Raw genomic sequence first — 18,612 nt, forward strand, 5'->3', positions numbered from 1 at the left:
TATGAAAATTAGCGACGGAAACTGGCTGATCCAGCCTGGCCTTAATTTGATTCACCCGGTTCAGGTGTTCGACGTTGAACAGCACGGGAATGAGATGGTGATCTATGCCGCGCCGCGCGATGTCCGCGAACGAACCTGGCAACTGGATACCCCGTTGTTTACCCTGCGCTTTTTCTCGCCGCAGGAAGGAGTGATAGGTGTACGGATGGAACACTTCCAGGGCGCTTTGGATAACGGCCCACATTACCCACTCAATGTCTTGCAAGATATCAACGTAGAGATGCAGAACAACGCTGAATTTGCCGAACTCAAGAGCGGCAGCCTGAGCGTGCGCGTCACCAAAGGCGAGCTCTGGTCTCTGGATTTTCTGCGCAACGGTGTACGTATCACCGGTAGTCAGGTGAAAAATAACGGCTATGTGCAGGACACCAATAGCGGGCGCAACTACATGTTCGAGCGTCTGGATCTCGGCGTGGGCGAAACCGTCTACGGGCTGGGCGAGCGCTTTACCGCGCTGGTGCGTAACGGTCAGACGGTGGAGACCTGGAACCGCGACGGCGGCACCAGCACCGAGCAATCGTACAAGAATATCCCGTTCTATATCACCAACCGTGGCTACGGTGTACTGGTGAATCATCCGCAGTGCGTGTCGTTTGAAATTGGCTCCGAGAAAGTCTCCAAAGTTCAGTTCAGCGTTGAGAGCGAGTATCTGGAATACTTCGTCATCGACGGCCCGACCCCGAAAGACGTGCTGAACCGCTATACCCAATTTACGGGTCGTCCGGCGCTGCCGCCCGCCTGGTCGTTTGGCCTGTGGCTGACCACCTCATTCACCACCAACTACGACGAAGCGACCGTTAACAGCTTTATCGACGGTATGGCCGAGCGCAATCTGCCGCTGCACGTCTTCCACTTCGACTGTTTCTGGATGAAAGCTTTTCAGTGGTGCGATTTTGAATGGGACCCGGTGACTTTCCCCGATCCGAAAGGGATGATTCGCCGTCTGAAAGCGAAAGGGCTGAAAGTCTGCGTGTGGATTAACCCCTACATCGGCCAGAAATCCCCGGTCTTCCAGGAGCTAAAAGAGAAAGGATATTTGCTAAAACGCCCGGACGGCTCCTTGTGGCAGTGGGATAAATGGCAGCCGGGACTGGCGATTTATGACTTCACCAACCCGCAAGCCTGCGAATGGTATGCCGACAAGCTGAAGGGCCTGGTGGAGATGGGAGTGGACTGCTTCAAAACTGACTTCGGCGAACGCATTCCAACGGATGTGCAGTGGTTTGATGGTTCAGATCCACAGAAAATGCACAACCATTATGCCTACATCTACAACGAACTGGTGTGGAACGTGCTGAAAGAGACCGTCGGCGTTGAAGAGGCGGTGCTGTTCGCCCGTTCCGCCTCGGTGGGCGCGCAACAGTTCCCGGTGCACTGGGGCGGCGACTGCTACGCCAACTACGAATCGATGGCGGAAAGCCTGCGCGGCGGGCTGTCCATCGGCCTGTCAGGGTTTGGCTTCTGGAGTCATGATATTGGCGGATTCGAGAATACCGCGCCGGCGCATGTCTACAAGCGTTGGTGCGCATTCGGCTTGCTCTCCAGCCACAGCCGCCTGCACGGTAGCAAATCCTACCGGGTTCCGTGGGCCTATGACGACGAGTCCTGTGACGTGGTGCGCTTCTTCACCGAACAGAAGTGCCGGATGATGCCGTATCTGTATCGGGAAGCGGCGCGCGCCAACGAAGCCGGTACGCCAATGATGCGGGCGATGATGCTGGAGTTTCCGGACGATCCGGCGTGTGATTATCTTGATCGCCAGTACATGCTGGGAGATGCGGTCATGGTAGCGCCGGTATTTAGTGAAGCGGGCGACGTGGAGTTCTACCTGCCAGAAGGCCGCTGGACGCACCTGTGGCGCAACGATGAAGTGCAGGGCAGCCGCTGGCATAAACAGCAGCATGACTTCCTGAGCCTGCCAGTGTACGTGCGTGACAATACACTACTGGCGCTGGGCAACAATAGCCAGAAGCCCGATTACGCCTGGCATGAGGGTACGGCCTTCCAGTTATTCCATCTGGATGACGGCTGCGAAGCGGTCTGCGAAGTCCCTGCTACGGATGGTTCGACAATCTTTACGCTGCAGGCGAAACGCACAGGCAATACCATTACGGTGAGCGGCGAAGGCGAGGCGCGCAACTGGACGCTGTGTCTGCGTAATATTACGCAGATTAGCGGTACCAAATGCGGTTCATATGCGGGAAGTGAACTGGGCGTAGTGGTCACCCCGCAGGGACATGAAGTGGTGATTACGCTTTAAATCTGAATCGCCGGATGGCGCTGTGAGCTGCGCTTATCCAGCCTACAAATGAGCAAGAACCGTAAGCCCGGTAAGCGCCATCGCCACCGGGCAAGCCCTCAATTACAGCGCTGGCTCCGTTGACGTAACTTCCCCGCCGGACACCACACCCGCTTGCATCGTTTGCGTTATCTGCTGCTTTTGTGCGTTGACCGCGTGTAATTGCCCGTTTACCGTCGGTTTCAACGGCGCATCGGCCTGAATATTGCCGCTGGCCGTGAGCTGAATATTGCCATCGCCAGCAATCGGTAATGCCGGCCAGCCCCACTGCTGTAGCACATCCATTGGTACGCCGCGTCCGTTCAGGCTGATTTGCGTCTGACGCTGCGGCAGTTGCGATACGCTGGCAGTGGCTTCCAGTATCCCTTTTCCAGTAAACGCGCTCAGATCGCTGATGTTGACCGTGCTGGCATTCGCCGTCAACGACAGCGACGGGCGGCGCACGTCCACACGGTTAAAGGTTGCCGCTGCGGCGTTGAGGGTCGCATTGCCGCTCCAGACGCCCCATTGATGATGTTGTACCAGCTCCAGATTTGCGCCGTAGCCGTCCAGAGCGGTGATTTGCCACGGGAAGGTCGGGTCGATATCGATCACCAGATTGCGGCTGGCGCTGAATTTTTTCAGCGTCAGGCTGTTCAGCCAGTCGGGCAACGGCTTCATCCATAACTGCTTCCAGTTTTCCGGCAGCGTATACTCCAGCCCGGCGATAGCGGTATCATCCAGAATCAGCGCTTTGCTCTCGCGTAACCAGGCGCCGGAGGTTCTGACCATACCGCCTTCCCAGCGGGTGGTGAACTGGCGTAGCGCAACGCCCTGTGGTGAAAATTCGGCGTTCAGGATTGGATCGAGCAAGTGCAGCGAGCCGTAAATAAACTCGCTGGCGTTCATCGATAATTTACCTTCCTGACTTTGCCAGTCTTCTTTGCGCAGAGTCAGATTGCGCAAACTCAGGTCAAGATCGGTGACAGCCCAGTCTGGTCCTTGCAGGCTGGAGTCCGTCACTTCAAGACGACCAATCTGCAAAGATGGAACCGTAGTAAGCGGCGCGAAAAACTCGCTCAGGGATTTATCGCTTTGTAACCGAATATCATTCAGCCGCAGATTTTCAACGACCCAACTACCGTCAGCGTTACGCCGGGCGACACCGGTTAACGCTCCGCGCGCCATATCGGCGCCGACGGTGTTTAACATCACCTGATTATGGTCGATACTGCCTTCAATAAGCACATTAGTGGCGGGAACGTCGTTTAACGTCAGCGAACCGGCGCTCAGTTGGATCTGGGCTTTATTACCCAATACCCGACCGGCTTCGGGGCGCCATGGCATAACGCCGCCGTTAACGCGCTGGGCGCTCAACCGCCATTCGCTACCGGGACTATTGAGCGCCATATTGCGAAGTTGCAGGCGGTCGGCCTCAAACGGGAAAGGGGCGGTTTGCACTGAAATATTCAGCGTGCCGTCCTGTAACAGAATCGTGTCGACATGCAGCGGCGCGGTTAACTGGCGAATGCTCAGACCGATATCTACGGTTTTCGCGACCAGGGTAGCAGGCTGACCATCACGACCAAAGGTCACATTCTCCAGTAAAAGATGGGATGGGGCGGAAAAACGATGATCCATCACGTCGAATGTGAGGTGATAACCGCTGTTCTCTGATATCCAGTTGCTGACATGATCTGCGCCCCAGCGCGTTTGCAGCAGAAAATAAAAGCCGAAAATCACCACTAAACAGGCGATCAGCACGTAGAGAAGCAACCTCCCAATCAATTTCATGGTCTTCCATCCCGTGAAATGCACATAGGGGATTTATGCACGATTTGCGTGCAATCCTCAAGACAGGAATGGTGAAAGAGCGTTACAGCAGCGGCGAATCGTGTCGCCGCCGCAGGGTTTTTACGGTTTTTCCGGCGGGAGAATCAGGTTCAGCACGATAGCCGTGATGCCGCCAGCGGCAATTCCGGATGAGAGCAGATTTTTCACCCATTCCGGCGCGAACTGCAGGATCTGCGGCTGTTGCGAGACGCCAAGACCCACGGCCAGCGACAGGGCGATAATCAGAATCGCGCGGCGGTTCAGCGGCTCACGCGAGACAATACGCACCCCGGAGGCGGCAATGGTGCCGAACATCACTAACGTGGCGCCGCCGAGCACCGGTTCCGGGATATGCTGCACAAAACCGCTTACCGCCGGGAACAGGCCGAGCACAATCAGCATCAGCGCGACGACAAATCCCACATAGCGACTGGCGACGCCGGTCAACTGAATGACGCCGTTGTTCTGACCGAAACAGGAATTCGGGAACGTATTAAATACCGCTGAAACAAATGAGTTCAGGCCGTTAGCCAGTACGCCGCCCTTTAGCCGTTTCATGTACAAGGGGCCGGATACCGGCTGCTCGGAGACATCAGAGGTGGCGGTGATGTCTCCGATGGTCTCCAGCGACGTAATCATAAAGACCAGCATCAACGGCAGTAACAGGTTCCAGTCAATGCCCAGACCATAATACAGCGGGGTCGGCACCATCAGGATGTCCTGCGAGACCGGCGCGTTATTCTCAGGCAACATGCCCATAAACCAGGCCAAAAGATAGCCTGCCGCCATGGCAATAACCAAAGAAGCCACGCGCAGGTAGGGATTACGTTGCCGATTCAGCAGGATGATAATGGCCAGGACGACGCCGGCCAGTAACAGGTTTTTCGGTGCGCCAAAGGTGTTGTCGCTCATGGCGGCATAGCCGCCGCCGATGGAAGTTAGCCCCACCTGAATCAGCGACAGGCCAATAATCATCACCACTACGCCGGAGACTAACGGCGTGATAATCCGGCGCGCCAGATGTAGAATGCGAGAAAGCACCATCTCGGTGCAGCTTGCCAGCATCAGCGTGCCGAACAGCGCCGCCATCATCGTCGGGACGTCCGCGCCGCCGGTTTTCAGCGCGGTACCGCCCATAATCAGCGGGGCGACAAAGTTAAAACTGGTTCCCTGGATGGATAACAGCCCCGATCCTACCGGCCCCCACGCTTTGATTTGAATAATAGAGGCTACGCCGGAGGCGAACAGCGACATGCTGATAATGTGCTGCGTATCCTGCGCCGGTAAACCCAACGCCTGGCAGATTAACAGCGCTGGCGTGATTACCGCGACAAACATAGCCAGCAGATGCTGACAAGCGGCAAAAAGGGTTTGAGGGAGCGGCGGTCGATCTTCAAGACGGTAAATTAATTCGCTGTTTTGCGTCTGCGCAACCGGTTGCGCATCTGCCGGCTCGATGGCGTTAACGGACATCAGGGACATTCTCGTGGTGGAAAAGCGGTGATTTTATCTGACCAGGTGGTAAAAGCAAACGATTGCGAGCGAATATTCTTAATATTTAAAAAAGATAAATGCACCTTTTTATATAACTTTTTGCCTTTTTCTGCTTAAAATCCATGCCGAAGACTCGCAAAGAGCTAAAAAACTGACTCAGGAAATGATTTGTGCGCACATGTCACAGCGCATTACAGGAGCTTTAAATGTTTGAACTCGATACCTTATCGACCCTTGTCGCCGCCACGCTGGTGCTGCTACTGGGTCGCAAGCTGGTCCAGTCTGTCTCCTTATTGAAGAAATATACGATTCCGGAACCGGTAGCAGGGGGGTTACTGGTCGCGGTTGCGCTGCTGGTGCTGAAAAAAAGCGTCGGTTGGGAGGTCAACTTTGATATGACCCTGCGCGATCCGTTGATGCTGGCGTTTTTCGCGACGATCGGCCTTAACGCTAACCTTGCCAGCCTGCGCAAGGGAGGACGCGTTGTTGGCGTCTTCCTGGTCGTCGTGGTCGGATTACTGCTGATGCAGAATGCCATCGGTATCGGCATGGCGAGTCTGTTGGGGCTGGACCCGTTAATGGGGCTGATTGCCGGGTCAATTACGCTGTCCGGCGGACACGGTACCGGTGCGGCGTGGAGTAAACTGTTTGTCGAACGTTATGGTTTTGCCAATGCTACCGAAGTTGCGATGGCATGTGCAACCTTTGGCCTGGTGCTGGGCGGGTTGATTGGCGGCCCGGTAGCGCGTTATCTGGTGAAACACTCCACCACGCCGGATGGAATGCCTGATGATCAGGCCGTGCCGACAGCCTTTGAAAAGCCGGATGTGGGCCGTATGATCACCTCTCTGGTGCTAATCGAAACTATCGCCCTGATTGCTATCTGTCTGACCGTGGGCAAAATCGTAGCGCAGCTACTGGCGGGAACGGTGCTTGAACTGCCGGTCTTCGTTTGTGTGCTATTTGTTGGGGTGATCCTCAGCAATGGCCTGGCGCTGGTGGGTTTTTATCGCGTATTTGAGCGTGCTGTTTCGGTGCTGGGGAACGTGAGTCTGTCACTGTTCCTGGCAATGGCGCTGATGAGCCTGAAGCTGTGGGAACTGGCGTCGCTGGCGCTGCCGATGCTGGCGATTCTGGTGGTACAGACCATCTTCATGGCGCTGTACGCGATCTTCGTCACCTGGCGCATGATGGGGAAAAACTACGATGCGGCGGTGCTGGCGGCGGGTCACTGTGGTTTTGGCCTGGGCGCAACGCCGACCGCCATTGCTAATATGCAGGCGATTACCGACCGTTTTGGCCCCTCGCATATGGCGTTCCTGGTGGTGCCAATGGTCGGCGCGTTCTTTATCGATATCGTCAATGCGCTGGTGATTAAGCTGTACCTGATGTTACCGATTTTCGCGCAATAAGGGTTTGTACGGCGGCATTAAAGCCGCCGTGCTCACTAGGCGTTGGAATAACGTTCGGTTTCCGGCATCCAGCGCTCAATCAGCGCTTGTGCCTGCTGCGGATAACGTTCGTGAATATGACGGGCAATACGCTGAACTTCGGGGATCATGGCTTGATCGCGCAGCAAATCAGCTACTTTAAATTCGGCGTTACCCGTCTGGCGCGTGCCCAGTAATTCCCCCGGGCCGCGAATCTCTAAATCTTTTTGTGCAATCACAAAGCCGTCGTTGCTGTCGCGCAATACCTGTAAACGCTTCTGCGCCGTTTTCGACAACGGCGATTTATAGAGCAGCACGCAGTGCGACGCGACCGCGCCACGGCCAACGCGCCCTCTGAGCTGGTGTAATTGCGCCAGGCCCAGTCGCTCAGGGTTTTCAATAATCATCAGGCTGGCGTTAGGAACATCGACCCCCACCTCAATCACCGTAGTGGCGACCAGCAGATGCAGTTCACCCTGCTTAAAGGCCTGCATCACCGCCTGTTTTTCGGCGGGCTTCATGCGGCCGTGTACCAGGCCGATATTCAACTCCGGTAACGCCAGCTTGAGCTCCTCCCAGGTGGCTTCCGCCGCCTGCGCTTCCAGCAGGTCAGATTCTTCAATCAGCGTACAGACCCAGTAGGCCTGACGGCCTTCGGTTGTGCAGGCGTTGCGCACACGATCAATGATTTCATGGCGACGGGTATCCGGAATCGCAACGGTAGTGACAGGGGTACGGCCCGGCGGTAGCTCGTCAATCACCGAGGTATCGAGATCGGCGTAGGCAGTCATCGCCAGGGTGCGAGGAATGGGCGTTGCGGTCATAATCAACTGATGCGGATGAAAGCCCTGCTGCTGGCCTTTTTCCCACAATGCCAGCCGCTGGTGGACGCCAAAGCGGTGCTGCTCATCGATAATGACCAGCGCCAGCCCGTTAAACTGCACCTGTTCCTGGAAGATAGCGTGGGTGCCGACAATCATCTGCACCTGACCGCTGGCAATAGCCTCTTGCTGCGCCTGACGCGCTTTACCTTTTTGCTTACCGGCCAGCCAACCCACTTCAACGCCCAACGGTTCGAACCAGTTGCGGAAATTATTTGCGTGCTGTTCAGCCAGCAGTTCGGTCGGTGCCATCAACGCGACCTGCTTACCGTGGGCAATAGCGCGCAAGGCGGCAAGCGCCGCAACCAGCGTTTTCCCTGAGCCGACGTCGCCCTGAACCAGACGCATCATCGGCACATCCAGCGCCATATCACGTTCGATCTCTGCTACCACCCGCGCCTGTGCGCTGGTGGGTTTAAACGGCAACGACGCCAGCAGCTTGTCTTTCAATATGTTGTTGGTACTTAGCGGCTGAGCGTGATAGCGCTGCGCGCCTGCGCGAAGCGCCAGCATACTGAGATTATGCGCCAGTAGCTCTTCAAGAATAAGCCGCCGCTGTGCCGGGTGTTTGCCGGTTTCTAAATCGGCGAGCTGGAGCGTCGGCGGCGGGCGATGCAAGGTACGTAGCGCCTCCGGCAGGCTCATCATACCCTGCGCCAGTTCCGGCGGCAGTAGTTCGGCAATGGCGCAGGTGTCGAGCAACTCCAGCGCCTGATCGGTAAGCTTGCGCAGTGTCGCTTGCTTCACGCCCTCGGTGGTCGGATAGACGGGGGTGAGCGTTTCCTGAAGTTCCGGCGTGCTGAGATCGCCCTGCAGGCGATATTCCGGATGGATCATCTCTGCGCCATACTTGCCGCGCTTCGCTTCCCCGTAGGCCAGCACACGTCGTCCCGTCGCCAGGCTGTTTTTCATCGCCGCGTTAAAATTGAAAAAGCGCATGGTAAGAATGCCGGAACCGTCGCTAATCTGGCAGGTCATCATCCGGCGACCGCCGAAAGTGATATTGCAGTTCAGCACTTCACCTTCAACGGTGGCGTAGATGCCAGGCAGCAGTTCGCCAATGGGGTAGAGATGGGTGCGGTCTTCGTAACGCAGAGGGAGGTGGAGCAGGAGGTCCTGCACGGTGTGCAGGCCAATTTTCGCCAGTTTACTGCTTTGCGCTGCGCCGACGCCTGTCAGGGAATTGAGCGGAACAGCGTCTAACAAGCGGCCTGACATGGTGATTACCCTGCCGCCTGCATCGTCGCCCACCAGTCAGCATCGGCGTCGATTTCGCCCTGCTGATTGACGCGAGGATAAGGCAGACCTTTACGTTTAGCGACTTTCGCCAGCACCGGATAACCACCCTCAAACAGCAGGCGCTGCTGTTCATCTTCCGGCAGCATACTATTTTCACGCAGATACATGCCCGCGTTCTGTCGCTGGCGCTGGGCTTCATAAAGAATGAGCGCGGAGGCGACGGAAACATTCAGCGACTGTACCATGCCGATCATAGGAATGATGATATCCCGATCCGCCAGGTCTAATGCTTCCTGAGTAATACCGGTTTTCTCCTGACCCATCAGAATACAGGTCGGGCGCGTGTAATCAATCTCGCGAAAGTCTACGGCCTTATCAGAAAGATGGGTTGCCAGAATCTGCATTCCCCGTCCTTTCAAATGGGCTACCGCATCGCCAATGGTACGGTGAGTTTTCACCTGTACCCAACTGTTGCTGCCCGCCGCCGCAGAAGCCATGGTGCGCATCCGGCTACCTGGCCAGATGGCATGGACTTCATGGACGCCAACGGCATCTGCGGTACGAATGATTGCAGAAACGTTATGAGGTTTGTGGACTTGCTCCATGCAGACCGTGAGATCAGGCTGACGCCTGGCGAGCATTTCGCATATACGCGCATAACGTTTTGGATTCATAGCGCTAGTTTCGGTTACGGGTGACTTTAATGACGTCTGGCATCACGCGGATTTTGCGCATGATATTCGCCAGATGTACGCGATCGCGTGCGGTAAGGCGAATAAAGGTACTATAGACGCGACCATCTTTCTCTTCAGTATTCAGGCTTTGAATATTGGAGGTGGTGGTATTAATCGCCGCCGTCAGGTTAGCCAGCGCGCCCTGATGGTTAAACATTTCCACCTTGATTTCGGTAATGAATTCCTGCTCCGTCTCTTTGTCCCATTCGACCGCCATAAATTTCTCTGGCTCTTTCTGGTATCCACGGATATTACGGCAGGATTCATGGTGGATCACCAGTCCTTTACCTGGGCTGACGTGAGCGATGATCGGGTCGCCTGGGATCGGACGACAACACTTCGCAAAGGTGATAAGCACGCCATCCGCGCCTTTAATCGGCAGGTGGCCGTGATTCGATTGCGCAACGGTCGGCACCACGGCTTCGCCTTGCTGCAGATTTTTCGCGACCACTACGCTCATCGCGTTGCCGAGACCGATTTCCGCCAGCAGATCGTCAAGCGTTGCCAGCTTCATACGATCCAACTCGCGCTGAATATTTTCCTGCGGAATTTCCGCCAGCTTACGACTGCCGCCTAAAGCATGGTTAAGCAGGCGACGGCCCAGGCTTACGGAGTCATCACGTTTGAGGTTTTTCAGCAACTGACGAATTTTAGCGCGCGCTTTAGAGCTGACGACAAAGTTCAGCCAGGCGGCGTTGGGACGCGCGCCCGGCGCGGTAATAATTTCGACGGTCTGACCGCTGCTAAGCGGCTGCGACAGCGGATAAGGCTGCCGGTCAACACGCGCGCCGACGCAGGCGTGGCCGATGTCAGTATGCACTGCATAGGCAAAATCCACCGGCGTAGCGCCAGCGGGCAGTTCGACAATGCGCCCTTCCGGGGTGAAAACGTAAATCTCATCCGGGAAGAGATCGGATTTTACGCTTTCGATAAATTCAAACGAACTACCGGCGCTCTGTTGTAGCTCCAGCAGGCTCTGCATCCAGCGCTGGGCGCGGATCTGCGCCGTGGTGCTGGTCTCACCGTGTTCTTTATATGCCCAGTGCGCCGCAACCCCCATTTCCGCCATCTGATCCATGTCTTCGGTACGGATCTGGACTTCAACAGGAACGCCGTGCGGGCCGATCATTGAGGTGTGCAAAGACTGATAGCCGTTCGCTTTGGGAATGGCAATATAGTCTTTCACCCGTCCCGGACGCGGCTTATAGAGACTGTGCATCTGGCCGAGTACGCGATAGCAGGTATCGGAGTCATGAACGATGACGCGGAAAGCGTAAATGTCCATGATCGAGTGAAAACGCTGCTCTTTGAGCACCATTTTGCAGTAGATCGAGTAAAGATGTTTTTCGCGACCGCTAACGCGACACGGAATTCCCGCCTCTTGCAAACGTCCTTCGATTTCAGAGAGGATTTTTTGGATCATCTCCTTACGGTTGCCGCGCGCCGCTTTTACCACTTCTTTGATGACGCGGTAACGATTGGGATACAGCGCTTCAAAACCCAGCTCTTCCAGCTCGGTTTTGATGTGATGAATACCTAAACGGTGCGCCAGAGGACTGTAGATTTCCAGCGTTTCACGGGCAATACGACGACGTTTATCCGGGCGTAACGAGCCCAGCGTGCGCATGTTATGGGTACGGTCAGCAAGCTTAATGAGGATGACGCGGATATCCTGCACCATCGCCATAATCATTTTGCGAAAGTTTTCGGCCTGCGCCTCTTTCTTATCGCGAAACTTGAGCTTATCAAGTTTCGACACCCCCTCTACCAGCTCGGCAACGCTTTTACCGAAAAGCTGTTCCATGTCCTGATAGGTGGCGGGGGTATCTTCAATCACGTCATGCAGCAGAGCGGCCATCAGCGTTTCGTAGTCGAGTTTCATCTCGGCCAGAATACAGGCCACCGCCACCGGGTGCGTGATATAGGGTTCACCGCTTGAACGTGTCTGGCCCTCGTGAGCGTCACGTGCAACGAGATACGCCTGCCGAAGACGCTTAATCTGGTCTTCCGGCAGGTAGGTTTGAATCAGTTGATTCAGGCTTTCAAACAGATACAAGGGCGACCCGCTTTGTGATTAACGACGACCTTCAGCAATAGCGGTAACGGCTTGTAATTCAGCGGCTTCCTGCTCTTGCTGTTCCTGGCGCTCGCGGACGTCGAGGATCTGGTTGTTAATCAGACCTTCTTCGATTTCGCGCAGCGCGATAACGGTAGTTTTATCGTTTTCTTCCGGTACCAGCGGATCCTTTCCGCCTACCTGCATCTGACGAGCGCGACGCGCGGCGACCAGTACCAGGTCAAAACGGTTACCAATTTTCTCTACAGCGTCCTGAACAGTTACGCGTGCCATACTTAAAATGCTCCACAGGTGAAGAAATGACTGGGCATGATACTGAAAGTGGGTTCAGTCTGCCAACAATTTGCTGATTAAAGCGTCATGACGCTGCTTTTGGCGGCTCATACGCAGACGTTCAGCGCGAATGATGGTTTTCAAGTCGCTTAACGCGGTATCAAAGTCGTCATTCACAATAAGATAATCATATTCGGCGTAATGGCTCATTTCTGCAACCGCTTGCGCCATTCGTTTGGCAATGACTTCTTCGCTATCTTGCCCGCGGCCGCGTAAACGGCGATCCAATTCGATCTTTGACGGCGGCAAAATAAAAATGCTGCGTGCTTGCGGCATCTTTTCGCGAATTTGCTGGGCGCCCTGCCAGTCGATATCCAGAAAAACATCAACGCCGGTTGCCAGCACTTGCTCAATGGTTTCGCGCGAAGTGCCGTAGTAATTGCCAAACACTTCCGCGTGCTCCAGAAACGCCTCCCTGCCAATCATGGTTTTAAACTCATCATGATTTACAAAGAAATAGTGCTCACCGTGCACTTCACCCGGACGCGGCGCGCGCGTGGTATGTGAAACGGAAACCTGAGTGTCATACAACGGTTGGGTTTTTAATAAAGCCTGAATCAGGCTGGATTTACCCGCGCCACTGGGGGCAGAAACAATATAAAGCGTACCTTGAGCCATGAGTATCTTACGTCTGTGATTATCGAAATAGAGCCTTGATACGGGCTTATTATACACATCGCCGTTATGCGACGTAGTCTTTGTCACACTTTTTGCGCCAGATTATTGCATTTTGCGTCCCTTTTTCCGCTTTTATCGCGTCGTTGCAGCAACCCACCAAAAAATCTGGAAAGCGGCTCGGATGGTGCATTTTTACCTGTCGGTTTTTATTCACTAAAGCGCTATACCTGCCGGGCAATGTGCGCAGGAGGTTGTGATGAGATTATGGAAAAGTATGGCGTGGGGAATTTTATTGTGGCATTCGCAGAGTGGGGCGCTTTGCCCGGCCTGGCCGCCAGCAAGGGCCGCTGAAGAAATCACCCGTTTACAGCAACAGCTCGCTGACTGGAATGACATCTACTGGAAACAAGGGGTTAGCGCGGTTGACGATAGTGTGTACGACCAACTCAGCGCAAGGCTGGTTCAGTGGCAACGCTGTGTTGGTCAGGATGTTTCATCTACTCCGGTTTCACCGCCGTTAAACGGTACAACAATGCACCCTGTTGCGCACACGGGCGTACGTAAACTCGCGGGCCGACAGGCGGTAGAACAGTGGATGCGCGGGCGCAGCGAGCTTTGGGTACAACCAAAAGTGGATGGTGTAGCGGTAACGCTGGTTTATCAAAACGGTAAACTGGCCAGGGCTATCAGCCGGGGTAACGGACTACAAGGCGAGGACTGGACGCCAAAAATTCGCCTGATCCCCTCTATACCGCAGTCAACACAAGGCGCGCTTGCTAACGCGGTGTTGCAGGGCGAAATCTTTCTACAGCGCGAGGGACATATCCAGCAACGGATGGGCGGGATGAATGCGCGCTCGAAAGTCGCAGGAATGTTAATGCGCCAGGATAACGCCTCCGCGCTAAATTCGTTGGGTATTTTTATTTGGGCGTGGCCGGACGGTCCGGCAAATATGCCCGAAAGATTAAGCCAACTTGCTAAGGCTGGATTCAGTCTGACGAAGAAATATTCCCTGGTGGTAAAAGATGCCAGCGAGGTCGAGCGGGCGCGCCAGTCATGGCTGACGTCAGCGTTGCCCTTTGTGACGGATGGCGTAGTGATACGCATGGCTAAAGAGCCCGCGTCACAATACTGGCGACCCGGGCAGGGCGACTGGCTGGCAGCATGGAAATATCCGCCAGTAGCGCAGGTCGCGCAAGTGAGCGCTATTCAGTTCTCGGTGGGGAAAAGCGGCAAAATTACCGTAGTAGCGTCGCTTGTCCCCGTTATATTGGATGATAAGCGGGTTCAGCGGGTCAATATCGGTTCTGTGAAACGTTGGGAAGCGTGGGATATCGCGCCGGGCGATCAGATCCTGGTGAGTCTGGCGGGGCAAGGCATTCCCCGGCTTGATGAGGTCGTCTGGCGGAGTCGTGAACGGAGTAAGCCTGTGCCGCCTGATAGCCATTTCAACTCGCTGACCTGCTTTTACGCGTCGGCAACGTGTCAGGAACAGTTTATCTCCAGGCTGATATGGCTGGGGTCACGGTCGGCGTTGGGTCTGGACGGAATGGGTGAAGCCAGCTGGCGGGCCTTGCATCAGACGCATCGCTTTGAGCATATCTTCTCCTGGCTTACCCTGACGTCAGCGCAAATAGCCAACACGCCAGGCTTTGCTAAAGGAAAAAGCGAGCAGATATGGCGGCAATTTAACCTGGCGCGCCGGCAGCCGTTTACCCGCTGGATCATGGCGATGGATATCCCCTTAACGCAGGCCGCATTACAGGCCAGCGGCGATCGTTCATGGGAGCAGTTATTAATGCGAACAGAGCAACACTGGCGGCAGTTACCAGCGACGGGCGAGCGTCGTGCCGGGAGAGTCATCGACTGGCGGAATAATCTGCAGATCAAAGCGCTGAGCAGATGGCTGGCTGCTCAGCATATTCCCGGATTTGGGTCTTAGTGCCCTTCATGGCGGTAATAAAATACCGGCAGGCCAAGTTTAAGACGTAGCGCTAATAACCTTGCTGTAAAGCCAAACAGTAGCGTAGAGATAACGACGACATCCGGATTCATGACGTAATGTTGCAGCGCAATATAGAGCACCGCCGAGGCGAACGAAATGCCGGCATATAGCTCTTTTTGAAACACCAGTGGAATGCGTTTGCAGAACATATCGCGGAGCACGCCGCCAAAGACGCCGGTAGTGACGGCGGCTACCACGGCGATAATTGGCCCTTCGCCCATATCAAGGGCTATCTGAGCGCCAATAATAGAGAAAACCACCAACCCCAGCGCGTCAAGTACCAGGAAAAGCTTGCGTAAATAGGGCATGACGGGGGCAACAATGGTGGTCAATACAGCGGCAGTCGCCACAATAATGACATATTCGGGATGCTTCACCCAACCCAGCGGATAGTGACCGAGCAGAATGTCGCGAACCGAGCCTCCACCAATGGCGGTGGCGGTAGCAATAATAATTACGCCGAATGTATCCATGCGACGACGACCCGCAGCGAGTGCGCCCGTCATGGCCTCGGCAGTGATGCCAATTAAATAAAGAACGTGCAACAGCATGATTTCCCCCTAATTTACTGGGGGCGAAGATTAACGATTTGTGCGCTGTATCACGATTGAGATTTTCTAAGGCATTACACGATTAATAAATTTTAGTAATGATTTTAAATTTATAATTAATAATTATTTATTATAAATATCAATAAATTGAACATCATTTTTGTGGTTTATTGTATGCGAGGTTTTTCTGTTTTGACTTAGATAATTTAAAAGAACGGCGCCCTGGACGCGCCGCCGGTGAGTTATTTCATTATGGCTGCTGTGCGGTAAGTTGTGTGATGAAGCGCTGGCGCGAGCGTTCCACATACTGTTGCAAGCCATTGGAATCAAAGAATGCCTGTGTATCGCCGTTACGAAGTTGCTGTCGTTTCTCCAGTAGCCCGAAGCGGTCACCTTTATTGGCAATAAAGATATCAACATGCTGGGCGGCCAGTGTCTTAAAGCTACCCTGAATATCAGTAACCAGGTCAGGGTAATTTTTGTTGTTAATCAGCAGATAGTCGGGCGTGGCGAGACTGTCAGCGTAAATTAGCGTCTTGCCGTTGCGGAGCGTTACGCGCCAGGAAGTTGAGCCGGGCAGATGTCCAGGCGTGAATAGTGCTGTCACGGTTATCCCTCCGAGGCTGATGCTTTCCTGGTTGTGGATAATTTTATCGGTGGTGACGGGCGGAAAGGGGAGCGCATCGCCAAGCGCAAAATCCTGTCGTCCACCCCTCGCCATCTGATCGGCGTTGGGTTGGCTGGCGACCAATTGTGCGCCGCTCCACGCTTTCAAACGTGCCATGCCCCCCGCTTGATCCAGCCGCGCATGGCTATTCAACAGATAGCGCACGTCTGTGAGGCGGAATCCTGCCGCTTCAATATTCGCTTTAATTTGCGGTGCGCTTTCATCCAACCCCGCATCAATAAGAATATGCCCTGCCGGAGTGGTCAGCAGAATAGAAGAGAGATTTTCCGTGCCGACATACCACACGCCTTCTGTGATTTGAAACGGCTTTATAGGCTTAGCCCACGCTTTAAACAGTGATAACGGAGGCGCGGGTGATAACGGTTGTGAAGGATCTAATGCCGCCATGGCAGGAAGTGCTGATGTTGAAAATATACATACAAAGAATAATGCATAGCGATTCATAATGTTCTCCTGATTGAAGCGCCCGCAGTATACCTGGCAGTAATTTAGCCAGGTTCAATAAGAGAGACGTTTAATGAACTTGCTGCAAATGGATATGAACCTGTTAAAAGTACTGTATGTGCTGCTGGAGACGAGCTCTACGGGGAAAACGGCGCAAAAGCTGGCTTTGTCGCCTTCTGCGGTAAGTCATGCGCTAATGAGATTGCGCGATGCGCTAAACGATCCGTTGTTTCGACGGGAAGGGAACCGCCAGATTGCTACGCCTTATGCGCAGGCGCTGCGTGACAAATTGGCGCCTGTGTTTGTTTCGCTTAATGAGGAGCTGTTTGGCGATAAAGAGAACGGCTCCCGTTGTTTCCGGGTGGTACTTCCTCCCGCATTGAACGCGCTGCTTACGCCCGTTCTCGCAGAGAAAGGTCATCTTCATCAGGCGGTGATCGAGTGCCTTCCTTTTGCCCGCCGACCCTGGCGTGATGAACTGTTGGATAGCTCGGTTGATTTGGTGCTGGCAATTGGCGACCATCAAAAGCAGGTAAGCGCTCTGCATTACGAGCGGGTGGGGACGACGCGTTTGATCGCGGTTTATGGCGCGCCATTGCGTTCACGTCTGGAGAATGCCACAGCGTTGAATTTTGCTGATCTACAGCATTATCAACACATTTACTGTTTGCCGTGGACAAAAGAGAACAACGAACTGGACAGGCAGCAGGCTCGTGCCGGGTTTGAACGTCCGCTGGCGTTTGTTTGTCATGATTACAGTCAACTGGCGCCTGCTGTCCAGTCGGCGCCGCTAATGGCGATTGTACCGCGCCCCTGGTATGAAAATTTATCCGATAAGCGCGGTCTTTTTGTCCTGCCGCTTGCCGGGGAGCAGGCGGAAGGCGCTATTTTTATGCAGTATCGGGCTTCAACGGTAGAGTGGAAGCGGCGCCTTATCGGCGCTATTCGCCGGAAATTAAAAACGTACTACCGATAAACGCGAGAGCCCGCATAAGGCGGGCTCTGTGACATATTGAGCGCCAGAATTATTCAATATTCTGAATTTGCTCGCGCATTTGCTCGATCAACACTTTTAATTCAATAGCGGAGTTAGTTACATCAGCGTTGATGGATTTGGAGGCCAGGGTGTTCGACTCACGGTTAAATTCTTGCATCATGAAGTCCAGACGGCGACCTACCGCCTCTTTTTTCTTCAGAATGTTGTAAGTCTCTTTGACGTGCGCTTCCAGACGATCCAGCTCTTCCGCCACATCAATGCGTTGCGCCATCATCACCAGCTCTTGCTCCAGACGGTTGTTTTCCAACTGAACCTGAGCATCTTCCAGCTTCGCGACCAGGCGTTCACGCTGCCATTGCAGGATTTCCGGCATATGCGCGCGGACTTTCGCTACTTCGGCGCTGACGCCTTCCAGACGTTGTTCAATCAGCGCTTTCAGCGCCTGGCCTTCCGTTTCGCGCGCGACGATAAAGTCATCCAGGGTACCGTCCAGCGCGGCTAAAATTTCTGCGGCAATCGCGTCCAGATCCTGCTCTTGCGCCGCCATGACACCTGGCCAGCGCAAAATATCAACCGGATTGATTTCCCCTTCGTCGCTCTGCATTTTGACCCAGTTTGCGGCGCTAACTAATTGTTTCGCGAGCTTTTCATTCAGAATAAGCTCGCCTTGCGCGCTGGCATCGGGTTCAAAACGCAGCATACATTCGACTTTGCCGCGCGTCAGGCGTGTACGAATGCGTTCGCGCACGACGGGTTCAAGACTACGGAACTGTTCCGGCAGACGAAAGTAAGTTTCCAGATAACGCTGGTTTACCGAGCGCATTTCCCAGGTCGCGCTACCCCATTCACCCTTGATTTCACGCCGGGCGTAGGCGGTCATACTGCGGATCATAGATGTTCCCGTTTTTAAAGGAGAGATGAGGGGATTATAGCTATCCATGCCTTGTCAG

14 protein-coding genes are annotated in these 18,612 nt (G+C 54.5%); 4 read left to right on the forward strand and 10 right to left on the reverse strand.

Annotated elements, in window-relative coordinates; all coding sequences use genetic code 11:
• Position 1 precedes the first annotated feature (1 nt).
• Positions 2-2,320, forward strand: coding sequence for an alpha-xylosidase (yicI, locus tag HU143_RS00480; RefSeq protein ID WP_023227685.1), 2,319 nt, complete (start codon positions 2-4; stop codon positions 2,318-2,320).
• A gap of 102 nt (positions 2,321-2,422) precedes the next feature.
• Here yicI and HU143_RS00485 read toward each other — a convergent pair whose 3' ends face one another.
• On the reverse strand, positions 2,423-4,132 hold the full coding sequence (locus HU143_RS00485) for an AsmA family protein (protein WP_023227684.1): 1,710 nt from the start codon (positions 4,130-4,132) through the stop codon (positions 2,423-2,425).
• Between the two features lie 120 nt (positions 4,133-4,252).
• Entirely contained in the window at positions 4,253-5,644 is a 1,392-nt protein-coding gene (xanP, locus tag HU143_RS00490) for a xanthine/proton symporter XanP (protein ID WP_000115428.1), read from the reverse strand.
• Positions 5,645-5,871: 227 nt separating this feature from the next.
• Between xanP and gltS the strand changes: the two genes are divergently transcribed.
• Positions 5,872-7,077, forward strand: a complete 1,206-nt coding sequence (gene gltS, locus HU143_RS00495; protein WP_000462250.1) for a sodium/glutamate symporter — start codon at positions 5,872-5,874, stop codon at positions 7,075-7,077.
• Between the two features lie 35 nt (positions 7,078-7,112).
• Here gltS and recG read toward each other — a convergent pair whose 3' ends face one another.
• The 5 genes from recG to gmk are packed head-to-tail and all read right to left on the reverse strand — an operon-like array spanning position 7,113 to position 12,977.
• The gene (recG, locus tag HU143_RS00500; RefSeq protein WP_000016748.1) at positions 7,113-9,194 is read right to left on the reverse strand and encodes an ATP-dependent DNA helicase RecG; all 2,082 of its coding nucleotides are present in this window, start codon (positions 9,192-9,194) and stop codon (positions 7,113-7,115) included.
• A gap of 5 nt (positions 9,195-9,199) precedes the next feature.
• A complete protein-coding gene (gene trmH / locus HU143_RS00505) occupies positions 9,200-9,889 on the reverse strand; it encodes a tRNA (guanosine(18)-2'-O)-methyltransferase TrmH (protein ID WP_001068436.1) in 690 nt (229 codons plus the stop codon).
• A 4-nt stretch (positions 9,890-9,893) separates the two neighbouring features.
• Complete coding sequence (spoT, locus tag HU143_RS00510; protein ID WP_000280481.1) at positions 9,894-12,005, reverse strand: bifunctional GTP diphosphokinase/guanosine-3',5'-bis pyrophosphate 3'-pyrophosphohydrolase; 2,112 nt, start codon at positions 12,003-12,005, stop codon at positions 9,894-9,896.
• Between the two features lie 18 nt (positions 12,006-12,023).
• The gene (rpoZ, locus tag HU143_RS00515; protein ID WP_000135058.1) at positions 12,024-12,299 is read right to left on the reverse strand and encodes a DNA-directed RNA polymerase subunit omega; all 276 of its coding nucleotides are present in this window, start codon (positions 12,297-12,299) and stop codon (positions 12,024-12,026) included.
• Between the two features lie 54 nt (positions 12,300-12,353).
• Positions 12,354-12,977 (reverse strand): guanylate kinase, encoded by a 624-nt coding sequence (gene gmk / locus HU143_RS00520; protein WP_000046966.1) that lies wholly within the window; start codon positions 12,975-12,977, stop codon positions 12,354-12,356.
• A 256-nt stretch (positions 12,978-13,233) separates the two neighbouring features.
• Between gmk and ligB the strand changes: the two genes are divergently transcribed.
• Positions 13,234-14,919: an NAD-dependent DNA ligase LigB gene (ligB, locus tag HU143_RS00525; RefSeq protein ID WP_023227683.1), complete on the forward strand. Its 1,686-nt coding sequence runs from the start codon at positions 13,234-13,236 to the stop codon at positions 14,917-14,919.
• Here ligB and HU143_RS00530 read toward each other — a convergent pair.
• Together HU143_RS00530 and HU143_RS00535 are read right to left on the reverse strand one after the other, a co-directional pair.
• Positions 14,916-15,533: a trimeric intracellular cation channel family protein gene (locus HU143_RS00530; RefSeq protein ID WP_000924334.1), complete on the reverse strand. Its 618-nt coding sequence runs from the start codon at positions 15,531-15,533 to the stop codon at positions 14,916-14,918. The genes ligB and HU143_RS00530 overlap by 4 nt on opposite strands.
• 250 nt (positions 15,534-15,783) lie before the next feature.
• Positions 15,784-16,665 carry an HARLDQ motif MBL-fold protein gene (locus HU143_RS00535; RefSeq protein ID WP_001082961.1) on the reverse strand — a complete coding sequence of 294 codons (882 nt, stop codon included), beginning with the start codon at positions 16,663-16,665 and terminating at the stop codon, positions 15,784-15,786.
• 73 nt (positions 16,666-16,738) lie between these two features.
• On the opposite strand from HU143_RS00535, the gene HU143_RS00540 reads away from it, so the two are divergent.
• The gene (locus HU143_RS00540) at positions 16,739-17,641 is read left to right on the forward strand and encodes a LysR family transcriptional regulator (RefSeq protein WP_023227682.1); all 903 of its coding nucleotides are present in this window, start codon (positions 16,739-16,741) and stop codon (positions 17,639-17,641) included.
• A gap of 49 nt (positions 17,642-17,690) precedes the next feature.
• Here HU143_RS00540 and HU143_RS00545 read toward each other — a convergent pair whose 3' ends face one another.
• A complete protein-coding gene (locus tag HU143_RS00545; RefSeq protein ID WP_000621352.1) occupies positions 17,691-18,554 on the reverse strand; it encodes a YicC/YloC family endoribonuclease in 864 nt (287 codons plus the stop codon).
• Between the last annotated feature and the right edge of the window lie 58 nt (positions 18,555-18,612).

This window comes from Salmonella sp. SJTUF14076, from assembly GCF_015534835.1.
GTDB lineage: Bacteria > Pseudomonadota > Gammaproteobacteria > Enterobacterales > Enterobacteriaceae > Salmonella > Salmonella enterica.